This window comes from Pandoraea sp. PE-S2R-1, from assembly GCF_002179865.1.
Taxonomy (GTDB): domain Bacteria; phylum Pseudomonadota; class Gammaproteobacteria; order Burkholderiales; family Burkholderiaceae; genus Pandoraea.
The window spans coordinates 1089748-1106877 of sequence record NZ_NGUR01000015.1 but is presented as its reverse complement, the minus strand read 5'-3'; the positions used below and the strand labels follow the sequence as shown (position 1 = coordinate 1106877).

Genomic DNA, 17130 nt, shown 5'->3' with positions numbered 1-17130 from the left:
TGGCGATCCCTATACTGCGGAGCCATGACCTCCCGGCTGCCATCGAATCTCTCGCCGTGTCCCCACCGCTATGCTCGCGCACCTCTGGTGGCGCGCGGCGGTCCCGCGCCGCACACGCGGCTGTATCCGCCGTCGGCAGCGCTGTACGGCGCAGTGATGGCAGTGGTGAGCCGAGACATCCGGCACGTGCCGCTGACGGATGCGCAGCGCCTGTCGCACTTTCCGGCGTCTCCTGTCGTGTGCCTGACGGTCTACCAAGGCTTCGATGTGGGGCTCGTACACGACACCCCGGCGGGTGCCCGGTGGACGCCTCACGGCACGCGCGTCACCCTCTCAGGCAGCCAATCGATGCCGACGACGACATGGGCGACGACCGGCGGGCGCGGCGTCATGGTGTGTTTTCCCGCGAATGTGGCGAAGGTGTTGTTCGGCGTGAACCTGTCCGAGATTCAGGATCGCTTCGTTTGCGCGTGGGCGGCATTGGCAAACGACTGGCATCCGTTCCTCGATGCCTTTGCGGACGCCGCCGATGACGCCGCGACGATGGCCGCGCTCGATCACTACCTCGCGCCCCGTTGGCAGACCCTTCAGCCCGAGCGATCGGCGCTGACTTCGTTACGGCTCGCGGGGCAACGCTGGGTGGAGGGGCTGGCGTTTCAGGCGCTTCAGTGGCGCCAGACGCACAGCCCGCGTCAGGTCGAGCGTCGCATCAAGACGCATACGGGGCGCTCCCTGCGCGAGTGGCAGGCGCTCGTGAAAACGGAGGGGGTGTTCTTCGCCGCCCGCGATCGGCTGGAGGCCGGCGAATCGTTCGACTGGGCCGAGATGGCGCAGGACGAAGGCTTTGCCGATCAGGCGCACATGAGCCGGATGGCCAAACGCATTACCGGCTTTTCGCCGACCGAATTCACCCAGCGTTACATGGAAGACGAGTCCTTCTGGCTCTACCGGTTGTGGGTGTGACGACCCGCGCGCCACCCCCTGCACACCACTCCTCAACCCGGTGATTTACCGCGTCTTCACCGGCAGCCAGATCTCCAGTGAACCCGTCCCCGCTACGGGGTTGAAGTCCTCGCTGTAGCGCTCGAAATCGGGCGCATCGACGGCGTCCAGTCCGGACGACGGCAGCCACTGATGCCAGATCGTGTAGACGGTTTGATGCAGCAGCGAGATATGTCCCTTGTGCTCGAACACTGCATATTGCAGCGGGGCGATATCGACACATCGGAACCCTTCAGGCAAACGGTCACGGCGACTGACTTCCACGCCCGCGATGTACTCGAAGCCGCCTTCCCCGTCGGGGTTGCAGCACACGCCATAGGTCACGTCGCTCACCTGATCGGGAAAATTGCGGAAGTACGGATTGAAGGCTTCCCAAAGCGCCGGAATGCCCTCGTTGGTTGCGAAGGTGAAGCGGCTGCTCAAGCCGGCGACCGTTAATGCTTTGCCCGTCTCAATGCGAGGCGGGGCGAGATCGATAAATTTGATGTCTTTCATGCGGAGGGGCTCCACGAGTCCAAGGCCGTCGAGATGGCGCCGGGCGCGCAACTGCTCGGGTGTGAGCCCGAAGAAGTCGGCGAAGGCGCGCGTGAACGCTTCGTGGGAGCTATAGCCGGCGTCGAGTGCCACGCTGAGAATATCGGGGGCATCGCTCGCCAGTGTTTGTGCAGCACGCGTCAGTCGACGGGCGCGCACATACCGCATGACAGACCAGCCCGTCGTGATCGCAAACAGGCGCGAAATGGCGAAGCGCGACATCTCGCTGGCGTGCGCGATATGATCGAGTGTGAGTTCGCTGCCTATCTGAATCTCGATATACCAGAGTGCTTTTCCTACCGGGGTCATAGCGCTTCCGAGAACGTTTGAGCGGACTATAGAGACTTCGAATGATGCGCATTTGATCGTTCTTGCGCGCCTGCCAACTTTGAGCGTTTCGCGTTTGCGTAATGACGGGTAGTCTGCCAACGCAAGCGACAACCCGCAACAGATCCTCCCGACAGGAATCGAACCCGATGTCCCCGACCGATCTTCAGCAATACCTCTACGATCACATTCCGCTGTCGAAGGCGATGCAGGTGTCGGCAGACAGTGTGACACCGGACGCCGTCGTATTGCGCGCTCCACTCGCCCCGAACATCAACCATCGCGAAACCATTTTCGGCGGCAGCGCCTCGGCGGTGGCGATTCTCGCCGCGTGGTCGTTGTTGCACACGCGACTGCGTGGCGAGGGCATCGAATGCCGTCTGGTCATTCAGCGCAACACGATGGAATACGAGCTGCCGATCTCGGGAGAATTCACGGCGACATCCGCGCTGGAACACCCTGATCAATGGTCGAAGTTCCTGCGTGTGTTCTCGCGCATGGGCAAGGCACGTGTTTCGGTCGTATCGACGTTGGCATACGACGGACAGCGCGTCGGGCACCTCGTCGGCGAATTCGTCGCGCTCAGTCCGGCGACTTCATAAGCCGCCAGAACGTCGTGCGGCTGATGCCGAGTGCACGGGCCGCCGCCGCACGATTGCCACCGGCCGCCTGCAAGGCCGCTTGCGCCGCTTCGTAGGTGACAGCTTCACGCGGAGACATGACTTCCGAATGGTCGGGCGGCGACGCCCGCATCGCGCCAGCCGTGTTCAATCGGAGCAACTCGGGGAAGACTTCTTGCAGTGATGCTGCGTGTGCCGAGAGATCGTGATCGAGATAGATCGCAGCACGTGCAAGCAGGTTCTCCAGTTCGCGCACATTGCCGGGCCACTCGTAGCTCTCAAAGAGCGGCGCCAGCACCGCGAGAATTTGCCCGGTGGCGCGGTCGTTCAATCCGTATTGCGCCGTGCTTCGCGTGAGTAACGTTTCGGCAAGCAGCGCAATGTCCGCTCGACGCTCTCGCAAGGCGGGCAATTCGATCTGCAACAGATTCAACCGGAAATAGAGGTCTGCACGAAAGCGGCCCTGTGCCACGAGCTCGTGCAGATTGCGGTGCGTGGCGGCGATCACGCGCACGTCGATGGGCACCGGCCGGCCCGAGCCCAGCCGCATGACTTCGCGCTCCTGCAACACGCGCAACAGGCGGCTCTGCAACGCGGCGGGCATCTCGCCGATTTCGTCCAGAAAGATCGTGCCGGTGTGCGCGATTTCGAACAGCCCCGCCTTGCCGCCACGCCGTGCACCCGTGAACGCACCTTCGTCGTGGCCGAACAATTCGCTTTCGATCAATCCTTCCGGCAGCGCCGCGCAGTTGAACGCCACGAACGGGTTGCCGCGACGTGCGCTCGCGTTGTGAATGCCTTGCGCGACCAACTCCTTGCCTGTTCCACTCTCGCCGGTCAGCAACACCGTCGCGTCATGGGCTGCGCCCGCGCGTGCGAGACGCCGCACCTTGGCGATCAACGGCGAATCGCCAACCAACTCATCGAGTTCGTGTTTCGCGACCAAATGACGTGGCCGTTGCGTCGTTCGCAGCGACCGGTCGATGCGCTGCGCCATCTGCGCGTCCTGCACCGTGACCACGGCACCCGAGCGCAACCCGTGTTCCGAGATCGGCACACAGCTCACGATGAACGCGCGACCGTCGATGTGTTCGAGACGTTCTTCGATGGCAACACCATTGGCGGATAACTCGCGCAGCATCGGCCCGAGCTTGCGCGTGAGTTCGAACTGCCGCGCGCCTTGCGTCGCAACGCGCTCCGCCTCGATGCCGAGCAGCGCGAACATCGCCGGGTTGACGGCTTCCAATTGCCCGTTGTCGTCGAAGGCGGCCACGCCGTCACGCATGTGCGCGACGATTGTGTTCAACCGCATGCGCTTCGACTCTTTCTCGCGGCTCACGCGGGCGAGTTCGACCGATCGCTCGAAAGCTTCTTCCACGGCGCCGAGCGAATAGAGAAACACGTGCTCAAGCCCGGCCTCCTGCGCGAAGTCGCAGGCCATGCCCGGGCCGATGATGACCTTGCAGCCCTCGGCAGCGAGTGTGTCGACGACGTGATGGACCTCGTCAATGGACCGATACGCACGCTGGTGCAACTGAATCTTCAACAACTCACCCAGATCGTCCAGCTCCCGCGAAACGGCTTCGTGCAGCACGAGACCCACCGGCTGATCGGGCCATGTCGTGGTGGCGCGCGTGATCGCGCTGAGCACGTCGAAGCCGTTGACCTTGACCGTCACCACCGGCACCGACAGGTTCTCGCGCAGATAGGCGCCGTTCGAGCCGGCGGCCAGCACCACGTCCACCGCACCCGATTCCACATACGACTGCAATGCCGTGACGGCGGCCCCGTAACCCTCGCGCACCGAGTAAAAGCGGGCGCGGTCGGTGTAACGCGGCGCGACGGTTTCGCACAGCGTCTGCAAGCGGCTGATGCTCACCAATGCGATGCCGGGACGGCGGGCACGGGGATCGGCGTGGGGATGAGATGACGGGGGAAGCGCCGTGTGGCGCGACGGCGCAGGGCCGGTAAAGCGGGGGGGCATGACATTGTCTCCGTACGGCTTCTGAAACGTTTCATCGAGTGTTTCGGGTGTTCCATGAAACGTTTCAAATCTTGTCCGGGCATTCTGCCACATCCGCAGAAAACGTACCGCGCACCGTAAGTGACTGATTTGGCTGGCGTTGGCGCCGCATTCTCAAGTCTGGCAGGGGCTGGCACGCGGCTTGCGGAATGTCTTTCCAATCCATCCATTCAATAACGCCGGAGACACTGCCATGACCACCGCCACCGCCCAACGCCGTGCCGAATTCCGCCGCAAGGTCGAAGCCCGCCAAGGGCTGCTCGTGCCGGGCGCCTTCAACGCGCTGTCGGCGCGTGTGATCGAAGACGCTGGTTTCGAGGCCCTCTATCTCACCGGTGCCGGTGTGACCAACATGTCGCTCGGTCTGCCCGACCTCGCTTTCGTGGGGCTGGCCGAAATGGCCGAGCACACCGCCCGCGTGCGCGACGCCGTGTCGCTGCCGATCATCGTCGACGCCGATACCGGCTTCGGCAATGCACTCAACGTGCGGCACACGGTGCGTGTGCTTGAGCGCAGCGGTGCCGATGCGATTCAGTTCGAAGATCAGGTGCTGCCCAAGAAGTGCGGCCACTTCAACGGCAAGGCCGTGATCGGTGCCGACGAGATGGTCGGCAAGATCCGTGCGGCGGTCGACGCGCGCGAAGACGGCAATCTGCAAATCATTGCGCGTACCGACGCTGCTGCGGTCGAGGGCATTGAAGCCGCGATCGAGCGCGGCCGCCGTTTCATCGAAGCAGGTGCTGACATTCTCTTCATCGAAGCCACCGAGACGCTGGCCGACATCGAGCGTCTGCCGGCGCTGTTCGATCGCCCGCAACTGATCAACATCGTGATCGGCGGCAAGACGCCGACCCAATCGCAGCCGCGTCTGGCCGAACTGGGCTACGGCATCGTCCTTTACGCCAACGCCGCGCTGCAAAGCGCGGTCCTCGGCATGCAGAAGGCGCTCGGCACCTTGCGCGACAGCGGGCGTCTGGACGAAGACCCTACGCTGGTCGTGCCGTTTGCCGAACGTCAGCGACTGGTCAACAAGCCGTTCTACGACGCGCTCGACAAGCAATACGGCACCAGCAACTGAAGTCGTACCGCATCACGGCGACGCTGCCCCCTTCCCCCTGCGGCGCCGCTGGTTTTTCCCGCCATACAAAAAAAGTAACTAAGTAATTAAGTCACGGAGACAGATTTTGACGCCCCCCTCGGATTCATTCGCCGCTCGTCCTTCCACCGCACCGACCCCCGCCACCGCCACGCCGGCACGCGCACCGGTCAAGATCGGTTCCATCGTCGGCGGCCTCGCGGGCAACCTGATCGAGTGGTACGACTTTCTGGCGTACAGCATATTCTCGATCTACTTTGCGAAAGCGTTTTTTCCGGGCGACAACCCGACCGTTCAATTGATGAACACCGCCGCCATTGCGGCAGTGGGCTACGTGGCACGTCCGCTGGGCAGCTGGCTGATCGGGCTGTATGCCGACCGGCGCGGCCGCAAGTCGGCACTCACCGGCTCGGTGCTCGCGATGAGCGTCGGCTCACTGATGATTGCGCTCACACCGGGCTACGCGACAATCGGCATCTTCGCGCCAATCGTGCTGATCGCCGCCCGGCTGTTGCAAGGGCTGTCGATGGGCGGCGAGTACGGCACGAGCGCCACCTATCTGAGCGAAGTCGCGCCCGAGCATCGCAAGGGCTTCTATCTCGGCTTCCTGCAAGTGAGCGTGGTCGCGGGGCAACTCGTCGCGCTCGGGCTGATGCTGCTGATGCAGCGTGTGCTGCTCACGGCGGAGCAGATCGAGCATTGGGGCTGGCGCATTCCGTTCGTGATCGGCGGCGTGCTGGCAATGTTCGCGCTGTACATGCGCCGCAACGTGACGGAGAGCGAGGCGTTCGTGCATAGCGCGAAGCACCGCGAGGCATCGGTCACGCGCGAGGTGCTGCAACACTGGCGGCAGATTCTGCTGGCCATCGGCATCACGATCGGCGGCACCGTGGCGTTCTACACGTTCACGGTGTACATGCAGAAGTTTCTGGTGAACTCGGTCGGCCTGTCGAAAGAGTCGTCGACGTTTGTCTCGACCATTGCGCTGCTGCTCTACATGCCGCTGCAACCGCTGTTCGGGCTGCTCTCGGACATCGTCGGCCGCCGTCCGGTGCTGATCATCTTCGGCGTGAGCACGACGCTCTTCTCCGTGCCGCTCTTCACGGCGCTGAGCCACACGAAAGACCCGCTGATTGCCTTTGCGCTGTCGTTTGCCGGACTCGTGATGCTCTCGGGCTTCACGTCGGTGCACATGCTGGCGAAGACGGAGTTGTTCCCGCCGCGCATTCGCGCGTTGGCGGTGGGTTTCCCGTATGCGCTCACGACGGCAATTCTTGGCGGCACGACGGAATTCGTCGCGTTGCGCTTCAAGGCAAGCGGTCATGAATCGTATTTCTACTGGTACGTCACGATCTGTGCCGCGATCTCGCTGATCGTCTACCTGAAGATGCCCGAAACGCGCGGTCGCAAATTCGACTGACGCACGTTGTGCCGGATTCACTCGTCAGTTGAATTGACTTTGCGCTGACGGCTCGATACGATTGAGTCCAATTTCGAACGCCCTCCCGGTCCGCCGGGGGGGCGTTTCTTTTTGGTTTCCGGCGTTCGTCATTGGCGAATCCCCGCTTGAGCGGCGCCGGAAGATATGACCTCCAAAAGGAAACTTCGAAATGAATCTCACCTCCTCCGCATCGAGTGCATCGACTGCCTCGACAGCGCCCCGACTGGGCTTCACGCAGTTCGGCACCGGCCCGGAGCCCGTGCTGGTCTTGCACGACTGGCTGGGCGACCACACCAACTATGACGCCGTGCTGCCGTACCTCGACGGCAACGCCTTCACCTATGCGTTCGTCGATCTGCGCGGTTATGGGCGGTCGATGCACCTGACGGGTGACTATTCGATTGATGAAATTGCCCGGGATTGCCTCGGCGTGGCGGACGCACTCGGCTGGCCCCGGTTTCACGTGCTGGGCCATTCGATGACCGGCATGGCGACGCAGCGCCTCGCCGTCAACGTGCCCGAGCGCATCAAGAGCGCGGTCGCCGTGTGTCCGATCTCCGCAGCGGGAAACCGGTTGCCGCCAGAGGCCGCCGCATTCTTCGCGTCGACGTGCGAAAGCGATGATGCCTTCCGGCGTCTGGTCAAGTTCGTGACGGGGGGATTGTCGGATGTTTGGGCGGACCGAAAGCTACGCCAGAACCGCGAGGGCGTGGCGTCGGCGTGCCGCCCTCGTTATCTCGACATGATGACGGCCACAAACTTCGTCGACGATGTGAAGGGGCTTGAGACACCGTTTCTGGTGGTCGTGGGCGAAAAGGATCCGGGGCTGGGGGCCGAGGCGATGCAAGCGACGTTCCTCGCATGGCATCCGAATGCGCAGTTGGCATCGATACCGAATTGCGGCCACTACCCGATGCAGGAATGCCCGCCGTACTTCGCGTTGCTGGTGGAGAACTTTCTGAGACAGCACGCAGGCTGATCGGACTTCGGGGGGAGACAGACGGGGGGGTGTCGAAACTACTGGTGCCCAGGGCGGGACTCGAACCCGCATGCCTTTCGGCGCTACCCCCTCAAGATAGTGCGTCTACCAATTTCGCCACCTGGGCAGGGGAGCGCGATTGTAACGGGAAAATTTATTTTTGTGAATGCCTGACGCCACAGAAGTCGCGTTTTCGACGGCGGTGCGGGCAGAGGCAATCGATCGCACGATACACGGAGTGTGACCCGCGACAGCGTCACGCCCGACATCGGTCAACCAGCGTTTTCCTGCGGTTCCTCCAAGGATTTTTCACAACGAGCGTGCGCATATTCACAGTGTGACGTGACGCTACGCAACTGACATTCATTGTGTGCCAAATTGAATTCCGCCTGCGACAGAGGTTTTCTTTTAGCGGGCCTATTGGTAATCACTTGGAGATAATGCGATGAATGAATTAAGCAACATCGATCTGGCAGCCGCCGCAGCGAACCTCAGAAAATTATCGGTAACCCTCAAAAAAGATATCAATGTTGACGCTGCCGGAAAAAATCTGGAGGCATTGGGGCCGCAGGCGCTTAAGAAGTTAGGGGAGACGGCTGTCGGACTGCAAAAGATGGAAGATTACGGCCGTGGATTTGGTCCGATTGTTGGAAAAATGGACCATGTTGATAAGCTGGTCCAAAGATTGAATTTATTATTCTCTTCACAGAAAGATCCAAATGCTTCAAAAGGCTATAAGAGGGCGACCCTGGAAGACATCCGACGGGAAATCGAAGACTTCGGAAGCTCGGAGGGACATGATCGATACGTGACAAGCCTTCAAGGAAGTCATGGTAGTGAGGGAACGATCACTTTCGATTTCACCTTCAACTCGGGCGAGCCGCTCCTACGCGCGAGAAGCATCGTCATGGACGCCAACGGCGAGCTGGACACTTGGACGTTCGATGATGATGACCTGCGAAGTTTCAATCAATTGGCCGATTTCCAAAATTACGTGCTCAAGGAGGCTACTGATTCGGCGATTTCTCCGTTGCTTAAGGCCGTAAGTCTTCTCGGTGAACTCTCCAAGAATGTCGATAGAAGAATATCAATCGTCGGAGATGGGAGTGAGTTGAGGCAATTGGGTGGAAGCGCGATCCGGAAGTTGAATGAAACGCTCGAATGCCTCAAGGGAATTGATCGTTATGGAAAAAATTTCAAAGAACTTTATGCAAATACAATCAATGTTCGTAGATTAATTTCAAACATCAATGGCATGCATAAAGCTACTGGTGAAGATCGTGAAAAGGCAATACAAGCTGCTAAATCACTCATCGAAAGAATGAGCCCCAACACGTGGCTTGGTGCGAAAAAATTCAAAGTTGACGACGACAGGGGCTACACCGTAGCGCGCATCTATGCCTACAAACGGGATGGTGACGTGTTCCTGGGCGCCAACGCGCAGCGGTTTCGCGACGGCAAATGGTCTGAGGTGAAGAGCTATTCCGAAGCACAGATTCTCGCGTTGGGCAGCCCGGCGGCATTCGGAAAAATGGCGCTTGAAGGCCCGTTTAGTTTCGATCGGCCGCAACCGTTCGCTGGTTTGAGCGACACACGCATAGCGATTGCCGGAGACGTGCTGCCACCCGTTCGCACCCACGGTGACGATGATCGATCGAAGCCTCAGGCCCGGCTAAACGATTTTGATCTGAGCGCCAACCCGTCTACCTCGTTGCCATCCATCGGGCAGTCCAGACTCGGACAACTCGTGCAGTCGCTGACTAGCTTCGGCGCGCAGCAGGACGGCATCGACCGGGCCACGGCCCGCATCCTCCCCCTCCCAATGGCATCGCTATCGCTGGCAACGCCCAGCTAACGAGATCGTCTTGCATCCGCTTGCCGACCGCGTCTGAGGGTCGGCGAGTGAGCGACGGCTCCGCCGAGATATTCACGCGGCTCGGTTCGACAGAATCCTCGCGTCATTCTTGACGCAATCAAGATATCGGCACGGCGCCCCTTCCCGATCGAAGGAGTGAATTCCCATCGATCTCCCGGGGATTCGTCACATCGTGATAGCGGTGAATCCAAGGGGCTGACGGCCTCCCGTAGGGTAGCCGGACTCATCGGGACAAGTCATGCCTCGCCGAATCGTCATGGGGATCGACGCGTGTCAATGAGCGACGACGTGGTCGGGGCACTCGCCGTATCCGGTGTGACACGACCGCGATGACTGCATTCCGCTTCGTTAGCCCCCAACGCCATGCCATCGCCATGAACCGCGCATTCCTGCTGCCTCTCGTAACGACGTTCTACCTGATTTCGCCTGTGGCGAGCGCGTTCGATCTACTCGACGCCGTGCGTGCCGCACGCGAATACAACGCAGGCTTCGCCGCCGCACGCGCCGACCTCGCCGCCAGCGGCGAGCAGTTCGACCAAGGGCTGGCGCAGATCCTGCCTCGCGTCGAACTCGAAGGCCGGTTCGACAGGGAACGCGACAGCGCCTTGCATGGCAAGGAGATCCGCAACCAGACCCTCGACATCGAACTTCGTCAGCCGCTGTTCGACACGGGCCGCTTCGCGGGCTTTCAAAAGGGCCGCGAACTCACCGCACTCGGCGTGAGTACGTTCGCCGGCAGCGAGCAGCAACTGATGCTCGAGTGCGCGCGCGCGTTCTTCGACATTCTCGTGGCGCGTGACAAAGATGCCGCCGCCAAAGCGAGTCGCGACGCGCTCGACGTACAGCTTGCGAACGTCACGGAAGAGGTAGGACTCGGTCTCTCGGCCAAGCTCGATCAGGACGAGGCGCAAGCCGCCTACGACGAAGCGCAGGCCAACGCGCTCGCGGCGGAGAACGAGTGGGAACTCGCAAAACACGCATTCGAGCGCCTGACCGGCCTCAACCCGAATGCCATCTCGGCCCACTTTGGTGAGCGCTTTGCTCAGGCGGGTGCGCTGGCGTCACTGGACGCCTATGTGCAAACCGCCGATACCGACAGCAATGAACTGCGACAGAAGTCGCTCGAGCTCGACGTTGCCAGAACCCATATCGACGAAGCCACGGGCCGTTTCCTGCCGGTCGTCGAACTCTTCGCTCGTCACCGCACCACCGACAGCACGCCGACCTATGCCGAGACGGCCCGTTCTCGACGCGACAACGTCATCGGGGTAAGCGTGACGATCCCGCTGTTTGCCGGCGGCATGCACGCCTCTCAAGTGCGCGAAGCACGCTACAAAGCCGATGGCGCACAGGCAAGACTCGATGACACCCGTATCAAGGTGCGCGAGAGCGTGATCAAGGCCTTTCTCGGTGTGAACAGCGGCGTGCAGCAGGTGCGCGCGCGTTTGGCGCAACGGCTGTCTACACAAAACAAGGTGGGTGCCACGCGACTCGGACGTGACGTCGGCCTGCGCACCAATCTCGATCTTCTGCGGGCAGAGAAAGAGCACTTCGAAGCGCGCACCGGTCTTGCGGAAGCATTCCACGCGTACTACATGTCGCGCTTGCTGCTTGCTTATGCCACCGGTCATCTCGACGACAGCGTGCTCGGTGACCTCAACACGACGCTGATGACACAGGGAGCCTGACCCCACATGCAAACGCATTCCGAACCACAGACCGTCAATGCCGACGCAACCGCCCGTGACAGTGCCGTCGAGAGTGTCGTCATTCTGCTGAGCTTTTTCCGTCTGCCCGCCAATGCCGCGCAGCTTCACCGGGAACTGGCGGGCGACGACGTCAATGCCGCGCAACTGGTGCGCCTGCTGCGCCGTCTCGGCTTGAAATCGCGGCAGGTGACGGTTCTGCCAACACGTCTCGAGAAGACACCGCTGCCCGCGATTGCCGTCATGAGAGACGGCACTTTCATGTTGTTGGGCAAGATCGCGGAGGGCTTGGCGGTGGTGCAGGACAGTTGCAGCGGACAGGTGCTCGCGCTGCCGCTCGCCGAATTCGAAGCGCGGGCTACCGGTGAGCTGGTTCTCGCCACGCAGCGCGCCGCCATACTGGGTGCGGGCGGCAAGTTCGACATCGCGTGGTTCTTGCCGGCCTTCATGAAATACAAACGGCTGATCGGCGAGGTGCTGCTGATCTCGCTGTTTCTGCAACTGTTCGCGCTCATCTCGCCGTTGTTCTTTCAGGTGGTGATGGACAAGGTGCTCGTGCATCAGAGCATGAGCACACTCAAGGTGTTGGTGATCGGGTTGGTGACGGTCTCGGTGTTCGAAGTGGTGATGGGTGGATTACGCACGTACGTTTTCTCGCACACCGCCAATCGCATCGACGTGGAGTTGGGCGCCAAGTTGTTCCGCCATCTGCTAGCGTTACCGATCGCTTATTTTCAGTCGCGCCGCACCGGCGAGACGGTCGCCCGCATCCGTGAGCTCGACAGCATCCGCGAATTCATTACGAGCTCTGCGCTCACGTTGGTGATGGACTTGCTGTTCACGGTGGTGTTTCTCGTCATCATGTGGTTCTACAGTCCGTGGCTCACGATGATCGTGGTGATCTCGCTGCCGGGTTACGCGCTGATCGCCGTGGTCGTCACCCCCATCCTGCGCGCACGTGTTGAAGAGAAATTTCGGCGCGGTGCCGAGTCGCAGTCATTTCTGGTGGAGTCGGTGAGCGGCATTGAAACGCTCAAATCGATGTCGGTCCAACCGCAGGCGCAAAGCCGCTGGGAGACATTGCTTGCGGCGTACGTGCGGGCGAGTTTTCGTACCGCCAATCTCGGCAATATCGCGGGTCAGATGGTGCAACTGGTCTCGAAGCTGTGCGGCGCCACACTGCTGTATCTCGGCGCCATGAAAGTTATTGGCGGCGAGTTGACCGTGGGCCAGCTGGTGGCGTTCAACATGTTCTCCAATCACGTCACTGCGCCCGTACTGCGCCTCTCGCAACTCTGGAACGACTTCCAGCAGGCGCGCATTTCGGTGGATCGTCTGGGCGACATTCTGAACAGCCCTACCGAGCCGGGATACAACCCCGGGCGGGCGATGATGGCATCGATCCAGGGCGATGTGACGTTCGACGGCGTGACGTTCCGCTATCGGCCCGACAAGCCCGAAGTGCTGCACGGCATCACGCTGGCCATCCGGTCTGGGCAAACCGTCGGCATCGTCGGCCCGTCGGGGTCTGGAAAAAGCACACTGACCAAACTCGTGCAGCGTCTTTATGTGCCCTCGGCGGGGCGCGTGGTGATCGACGGCGTCGATCTCGCGATGGTCGACACACACTGGTTGCGCACACAGATCGGCGTGGTGCTTCAGGAGAATCTGCTGTTCAACCGCTCCGTGCGCGAGAACATCGCCATGGCCGATCCTGCCATGCCGATGGAGCGCGTGATCGATGCGGCGAAGCTTGCCGGCGCCCATGAATTCATTCTCGGGATGTCACACGGTTATGACACATCGATCGAAGAACGTGGCGTGAATCTGTCGGGCGGCCAGCGCCAACGCATTGCCATCGCGCGCGCACTGGTAACGAATCCGCGCATCTTGATTCTCGACGAGGCCACCAGCGCGCTCGACTACGAATCGGAGAGCATCATTCAGCAGAACATGCGCGCGATCTGTGCGGGCCGCACGGTGTTGATCATTGCCCACCGGTTATCGACTGTGCGCAACGCCGATCGCATCATCACCATCGAAGCGGGAAACGTGGTCGAAGACGGCACGCATGACGAATTGGTCGCGCGAGGGGGCCGTTATGCGCGCTTGTGCAGAATTCAGGCCGGGGAGATTGCAGCATGACGTCCCGGCAACCTGTGACGATGGGGTGGAAATGGTTGACGGCTCGCTGGCAGAGGGTCCCGTCGCACGAGCGTGAATTCTTGCCCGCCGAACTTGAGATTCTCGAAACCCCTGCGTCTCCCGCTGGCCGCATGGTGGCGATGCTGATCATGGTGCTCTTCTTCGTCGCGTTGGTCTGGTCGATCGTTGGGCGCGTCGACATGAACGCCGTCGCGCAGGGCAAGGTAGTGCCGGTGGGCGGTACCCAGTCGATCCAGCCGTTCGAGATCGGCATCGTGCGCAAGATCCTGGTCGACGATGGCCAACAGGTCAAAAAAGGCGACCTGCTGGTCGTGCTCGACAGTGTGGAGGAGCACGCCGATCTGATGCAACTTGAGCGGCAACTGACCACGGCGCAACTCGATGCCGGGCAAGTGCAGGACTTCCTCGCCACGTTGGACGGGCACGCCGGCGCGCCGGCCTGGGACACGGGGACGGGCAGTGCCGTACAGGTGGAGCGCGCGCGCAGCCTGCTGGCGTCACATCAGGCTATCTTCCGCGCCAAGGTCGCCTCGGTGGCCGCGCAGCGCGCCGAGGACGACGCGATGCTGGCAGCCAGCGCGAGCGAAATCGAGCGGCTGAAGGTGCGGCGCGATGTGTTGGCGAACAAAGAGAGCGCGCTCAAGACATTGCTCGAACACAACGGTGTGGCGCGTCTGAAATGGCTTGAGGCGCAGCAGGAACTCGCCGAGAACGACCAGACCCTGAACGCCGAGCGTCAACGTAGCCGGCAGCATCGTGCAACGCTGGCTCGACTGGCGGAAGATCTGAATCAGGCGCGTGCCGAATTTCGTCGTGAGGCGCTGACCGAACTGACGAAAGCCAACGATCAGATGCGTGAGGCGCAACTGAGCATCGATCGATATCGACAACGTGAGCAGTACCGGTTTTTGCGGGCGCCCGTAGACGGTACTGTTCAGCAACGCGCCATTCACACGGTCGGCGGCGTGGTGCAACCGGCGCAGACTTTAATGATCGTGGTGCCCCACGATGTGCCGTTGGCGGTAGAGGCCAAGGTGCTCAATCAGGACGCCGGCTTCGTTAAACCCGGGCAGGCCGTCACGCTGAAGATCGAGGCGTATTCGTACACCAAGTACGGCACGCTCGCCGGCACGGTGGAGCACGTCTCTCAAGACGCTGTCAATGACGAGAAGCTCGGGCCGGTGTACATGGCGCGTATTCGCCTGCCTCGTGAATCGGTGAGCCAGAACGGACACGTGTTGCACATTCAGACGGGCATGGCCGTGACGGTGGAAATCAAGACGGATGAGCGCCGCGTGATCGACTATCTGCTTTCGCCGATCAAGGAGGTCACGTCGGAGTCGTTTGGGGAGCGATAGAGACCGGTCCCCGGCCAGCAGGCGATAAAGGCGGCTGGGCAGCCGAGGCCACCGACGTGGCGGGTCGAACATTCCATGACCCGCCGCGTCGGCGTATGACGGTGTTGCGGTGCTCAGGCAGCCAACCGCTGCGGCGCCGCGCTGCCGACGCGCGACAGTGTCGGTGCCTGGGCCACGCGCGGCTCATCGCGCAGACGGAAGAGCGCTACCGTCTCGGCAAGCATGCGCGCCTGCTCGCTGAGCATCGCCGAGGCCGCTGCCGATTCTTCCACTAGCGCGGCGTTCTGCTGCGTAGCCTGATCCATCTCCGACACCGAGCGGTCGATCTGGCTGATGCCGGTGCTCTGCTCGGTCATGGCACCGTGGATCTCGCTCACCAGACGCTGCACGCGCGTGATGCCGTTCACGATCTCGCTCATCGTGTTGCCGGCCGCTTGCACGCGCTCGGTGCCGCTCTTCACGTTCTGCACTGAAGTTTCGATCAGCGCCTTGATTTCCTGCGCGGCGGCGGCACTGCGTTGTGCCAGCGTGCGCACTTCTCCAGCGACCACCGCAAAGCCCCGGCCCTGCTCGCCCGCACGTGCGGCTTCCACGGCGGCGTTCAGCGCGAGGATGTTCGTCTGGAACGCGATGCCGTCGATCACGCCGATGATTTCCGTAATGCGCTGCGACGATTGCGTGATCGCGCCCATCGTCGTCACGGCGTCGGTCACCACCTGACCGCCGCGTGCCGCCGCGGCGCTGGCGTCGTTGGCGAGACGCGTGGCGTGCTCGGCGGTGTCGGCCGTCTGCTTCACGCTGGACGTGAGTTCCGTCAATGCGGAAGACGTTTCCTGCAACGATCCGGCCGATTGCTCGGTGCGTTGCGACAGATCGCGGTTGCCCATCTCGATTTCGCTCGTGGCAGATGTCATCGACGCAACACCGGAGCGCACGTCGAGCATCACGGAACTGATCTTGTCGACGAACGCGTTGAACGATTTCGAGATCTGCGCGACTTCATCATGACCTTCCACGTTCAGGCGTTGCGTCATGTCGCCGTCGCCCGAGCCGATGGTGTCCATCGCGTCGCGCACGATCGACAGGCGCTTGAACGCGCGCGACGTGAAGAGCGATGCAATGACCAGCGCGATCAACGTGAGCACGACCAGCGTGATGACGGTGGCGCCCAGCACGTGGGTCAGACCGGCGGTGGCTTCGGCACGATCGAGCGCGACAACCAGATACCAGTCGGTGCCGGGAATGCGCTTGGCCTTGAGCAGCTTCGGGGCGCCGGAGAGCGTCATTTCCACCGGCTTGGCATCGTCGCCGGCCATACCGGCGAGCGAGTCGGCGGTGAGCGTGGCGGCCACGTCGGTCGACGGCTTGAGCGAGAACTTGCTGTCCGGGTGCGCGATTACCTGACCGTCGCTCGCGACCACCAGCGCCAGGCTGGCGGGGGTGGGGTGTACGGCCTTGATGATGTCCTGCACCCCCGTGAGTGCCACCGCACCGCTCACGACACCGGTGATCTGCCCGTCGCGCAAAATCGGCGTGGTGAAGGCGACATACGGGATGCCGGTCGACGAATCGCCGTACGGCTTGGTGACCACCAGCTTGCCGGCGGCCACGGCGCTCTTGTACCAAGGGCGTGCGGTCGGGTCGTAATCGGGCTGTGTGACGGCGGTGGAGAAGAACGTCTTGTCCGACCAGCCGACGCTGGTGATCGGGAAATCGTTGGTCTTGCCAAGCAGCTTGACGAGGCCGGCGGGGTCGCCCTTTTCCACGACTTGCGCGGTGGCGTTCACGGCGGTCGCCTTATCGGTGGACCAGCGCTCGATGGTGCTCGCGTTGCCGTTAGCCACGGCCGCGAGGGTGTGAGCGATGCTCGACATCATGCTGTCACGCACGATCACATAGGTCGTGATGCCAGACAGAATCAGGGCACCGACCACCGTCAGGCAGGTGATCAGCAGAATCCGGGTTCGCAACGAAGTGACTTTCATAAGCTGCCGTCGATTGG

The 17130-nt window shown here is 61.8% G+C and carries 12 protein-coding genes and 1 tRNA gene; 9 read left to right on the top strand and 4 right to left on the bottom strand.

Annotated elements, in window-relative coordinates; genetic code table 11:
• Positions 1-24: 24 nt before the first annotated feature.
• A complete protein-coding gene (locus CDV44_RS22410; RefSeq protein WP_087690603.1) occupies positions 25-963 on the top strand; it encodes an AraC family transcriptional regulator in 939 nt (312 codons plus the stop codon).
• Between the two features lie 45 nt (positions 964-1008).
• Here the strand turns inward: CDV44_RS22410 and CDV44_RS22405 are convergent, their stop codons facing one another.
• Positions 1009-1845: an AraC family transcriptional regulator gene (locus tag CDV44_RS22405; protein WP_087690601.1), complete on the bottom strand. Its 837-nt coding sequence runs from the start codon at positions 1843-1845 to the stop codon at positions 1009-1011.
• A 167-nt stretch (positions 1846-2012) separates the two neighbouring features.
• Here CDV44_RS22405 and CDV44_RS22400 point away from each other — a divergent pair, with 167 nt between their 5' ends.
• Positions 2013-2465: a YiiD C-terminal domain-containing protein gene (locus CDV44_RS22400; RefSeq protein ID WP_087690599.1), complete on the top strand. Its 453-nt coding sequence runs from the start codon at positions 2013-2015 to the stop codon at positions 2463-2465.
• Here the strand turns inward: CDV44_RS22400 and prpR are convergent.
• Positions 2446-4467, bottom strand: coding sequence for a propionate catabolism operon regulatory protein PrpR (gene prpR / locus CDV44_RS22395; RefSeq protein WP_087690597.1), 2022 nt, complete (start codon positions 4465-4467; stop codon positions 2446-2448). The two genes, CDV44_RS22400 and prpR, sit on opposite strands and share 20 nt — an antisense overlap.
• A 232-nt stretch (positions 4468-4699) precedes the next feature.
• On the opposite strand from prpR, the gene CDV44_RS22390 reads away from it, so the two are divergent.
• From CDV44_RS22390 to CDV44_RS22380, 3 genes are all read left to right on the top strand, one after another.
• Positions 4700-5584, top strand: a complete 885-nt coding sequence (locus tag CDV44_RS22390) for an oxaloacetate decarboxylase (protein ID WP_087690595.1) — start codon at positions 4700-4702, stop codon at positions 5582-5584.
• A 103-nt stretch (positions 5585-5687) separates the two neighbouring features.
• Positions 5688-7022 carry an MFS transporter gene (locus CDV44_RS22385; RefSeq protein WP_371328801.1) on the top strand — a complete coding sequence of 445 codons (1335 nt, stop codon included), beginning with the start codon at positions 5688-5690 and terminating at the stop codon, positions 7020-7022.
• 190 nt (positions 7023-7212) lie between these two features.
• Entirely contained in the window at positions 7213-8022 is an 810-nt protein-coding gene (locus CDV44_RS22380; protein WP_087690591.1) for an alpha/beta fold hydrolase, read from the top strand.
• Positions 8023-8064: 42 nt separating this feature from the next.
• Here the strand turns inward: CDV44_RS22380 and CDV44_RS22375 are convergent.
• Positions 8065-8149 (bottom strand) — tRNA-Leu (locus tag CDV44_RS22375).
• Between the two features lie 318 nt (positions 8150-8467).
• On the opposite strand from CDV44_RS22375, the gene CDV44_RS22370 reads away from it, so the two are divergent.
• From CDV44_RS22370 to CDV44_RS22355, 4 genes are all read left to right on the top strand, one after another.
• Complete coding sequence (locus tag CDV44_RS22370) at positions 8468-9877, top strand: hypothetical protein (RefSeq protein ID WP_087690589.1); 1410 nt, start codon at positions 8468-8470, stop codon at positions 9875-9877.
• Between the two features lie 395 nt (positions 9878-10272).
• Positions 10273-11586: a TolC family outer membrane protein gene (locus tag CDV44_RS22365; RefSeq protein WP_170936074.1), complete on the top strand. Its 1314-nt coding sequence runs from the start codon at positions 10273-10275 to the stop codon at positions 11584-11586.
• A 6-nt stretch (positions 11587-11592) separates the two neighbouring features.
• Positions 11593-13749, top strand: a complete 2157-nt coding sequence (locus tag CDV44_RS22360) for a type I secretion system permease/ATPase (protein ID WP_087690585.1) — start codon at positions 11593-11595, stop codon at positions 13747-13749.
• Entirely contained in the window at positions 13746-15128 is a 1383-nt protein-coding gene (locus CDV44_RS22355) for an HlyD family type I secretion periplasmic adaptor subunit (RefSeq protein ID WP_087690583.1), read from the top strand. The genes CDV44_RS22360 and CDV44_RS22355 overlap by 4 nt, the downstream gene beginning before the upstream one ends.
• Positions 15129-15241: 113 nt before the next feature.
• Here the strand turns inward: CDV44_RS22355 and CDV44_RS22350 are convergent, their stop codons facing one another.
• On the bottom strand, positions 15242-17113 hold the full coding sequence (locus CDV44_RS22350) for a methyl-accepting chemotaxis protein (protein WP_087690581.1): 1872 nt from the start codon (positions 17111-17113) through the stop codon (positions 15242-15244).
• Between the last annotated feature and the right edge of the window lie 17 nt (positions 17114-17130).

Bases quoted from the DNA above. Each gene is read 5' to 3' on its own strand.
- CDV44_RS22405 (WP_087690601.1), bottom strand. From the start codon at position 1,845: ATGACCCCGGTAGGAAAAGCACTCTGGTATATCGAGATTCAGATAGGC.
- CDV44_RS22390 (WP_087690595.1), top strand. From the start codon at position 4,700: ATGACCACCGCCACCGCCCAACGCCGTGCCGAATTCCGCCGCAAGGTC.
- CDV44_RS22380 (WP_087690591.1), top strand. From the start codon at position 7,213: ATGAATCTCACCTCCTCCGCATCGAGTGCATCGACTGCCTCGACAGCG.
- CDV44_RS22410 (WP_087690603.1), top strand. From the start codon at position 25: ATGACCTCCCGGCTGCCATCGAATCTCTCGCCGTGTCCCCACCGCTAT.
- CDV44_RS22370 (WP_087690589.1), top strand. From the start codon at position 8,468: ATGAATGAATTAAGCAACATCGATCTGGCAGCCGCCGCAGCGAACCTC.
- CDV44_RS22400 (WP_087690599.1), top strand. From the start codon at position 2,013: ATGTCCCCGACCGATCTTCAGCAATACCTCTACGATCACATTCCGCTG.
- CDV44_RS22350 (WP_087690581.1), bottom strand. From the start codon at position 17,113: ATGAAAGTCACTTCGTTGCGAACCCGGATTCTGCTGATCACCTGCCTG.
- prpR (WP_087690597.1), bottom strand. From the start codon at position 4,467: ATGCCCCCCCGCTTTACCGGCCCTGCGCCGTCGCGCCACACGGCGCTT.
- CDV44_RS22360 (WP_087690585.1), top strand. From the start codon at position 11,593: ATGCAAACGCATTCCGAACCACAGACCGTCAATGCCGACGCAACCGCC.
- CDV44_RS22365 (WP_170936074.1), top strand. From the start codon at position 10,273: ATGAACCGCGCATTCCTGCTGCCTCTCGTAACGACGTTCTACCTGATT.
- CDV44_RS22355 (WP_087690583.1), top strand. From the start codon at position 13,746: ATGACGTCCCGGCAACCTGTGACGATGGGGTGGAAATGGTTGACGGCT.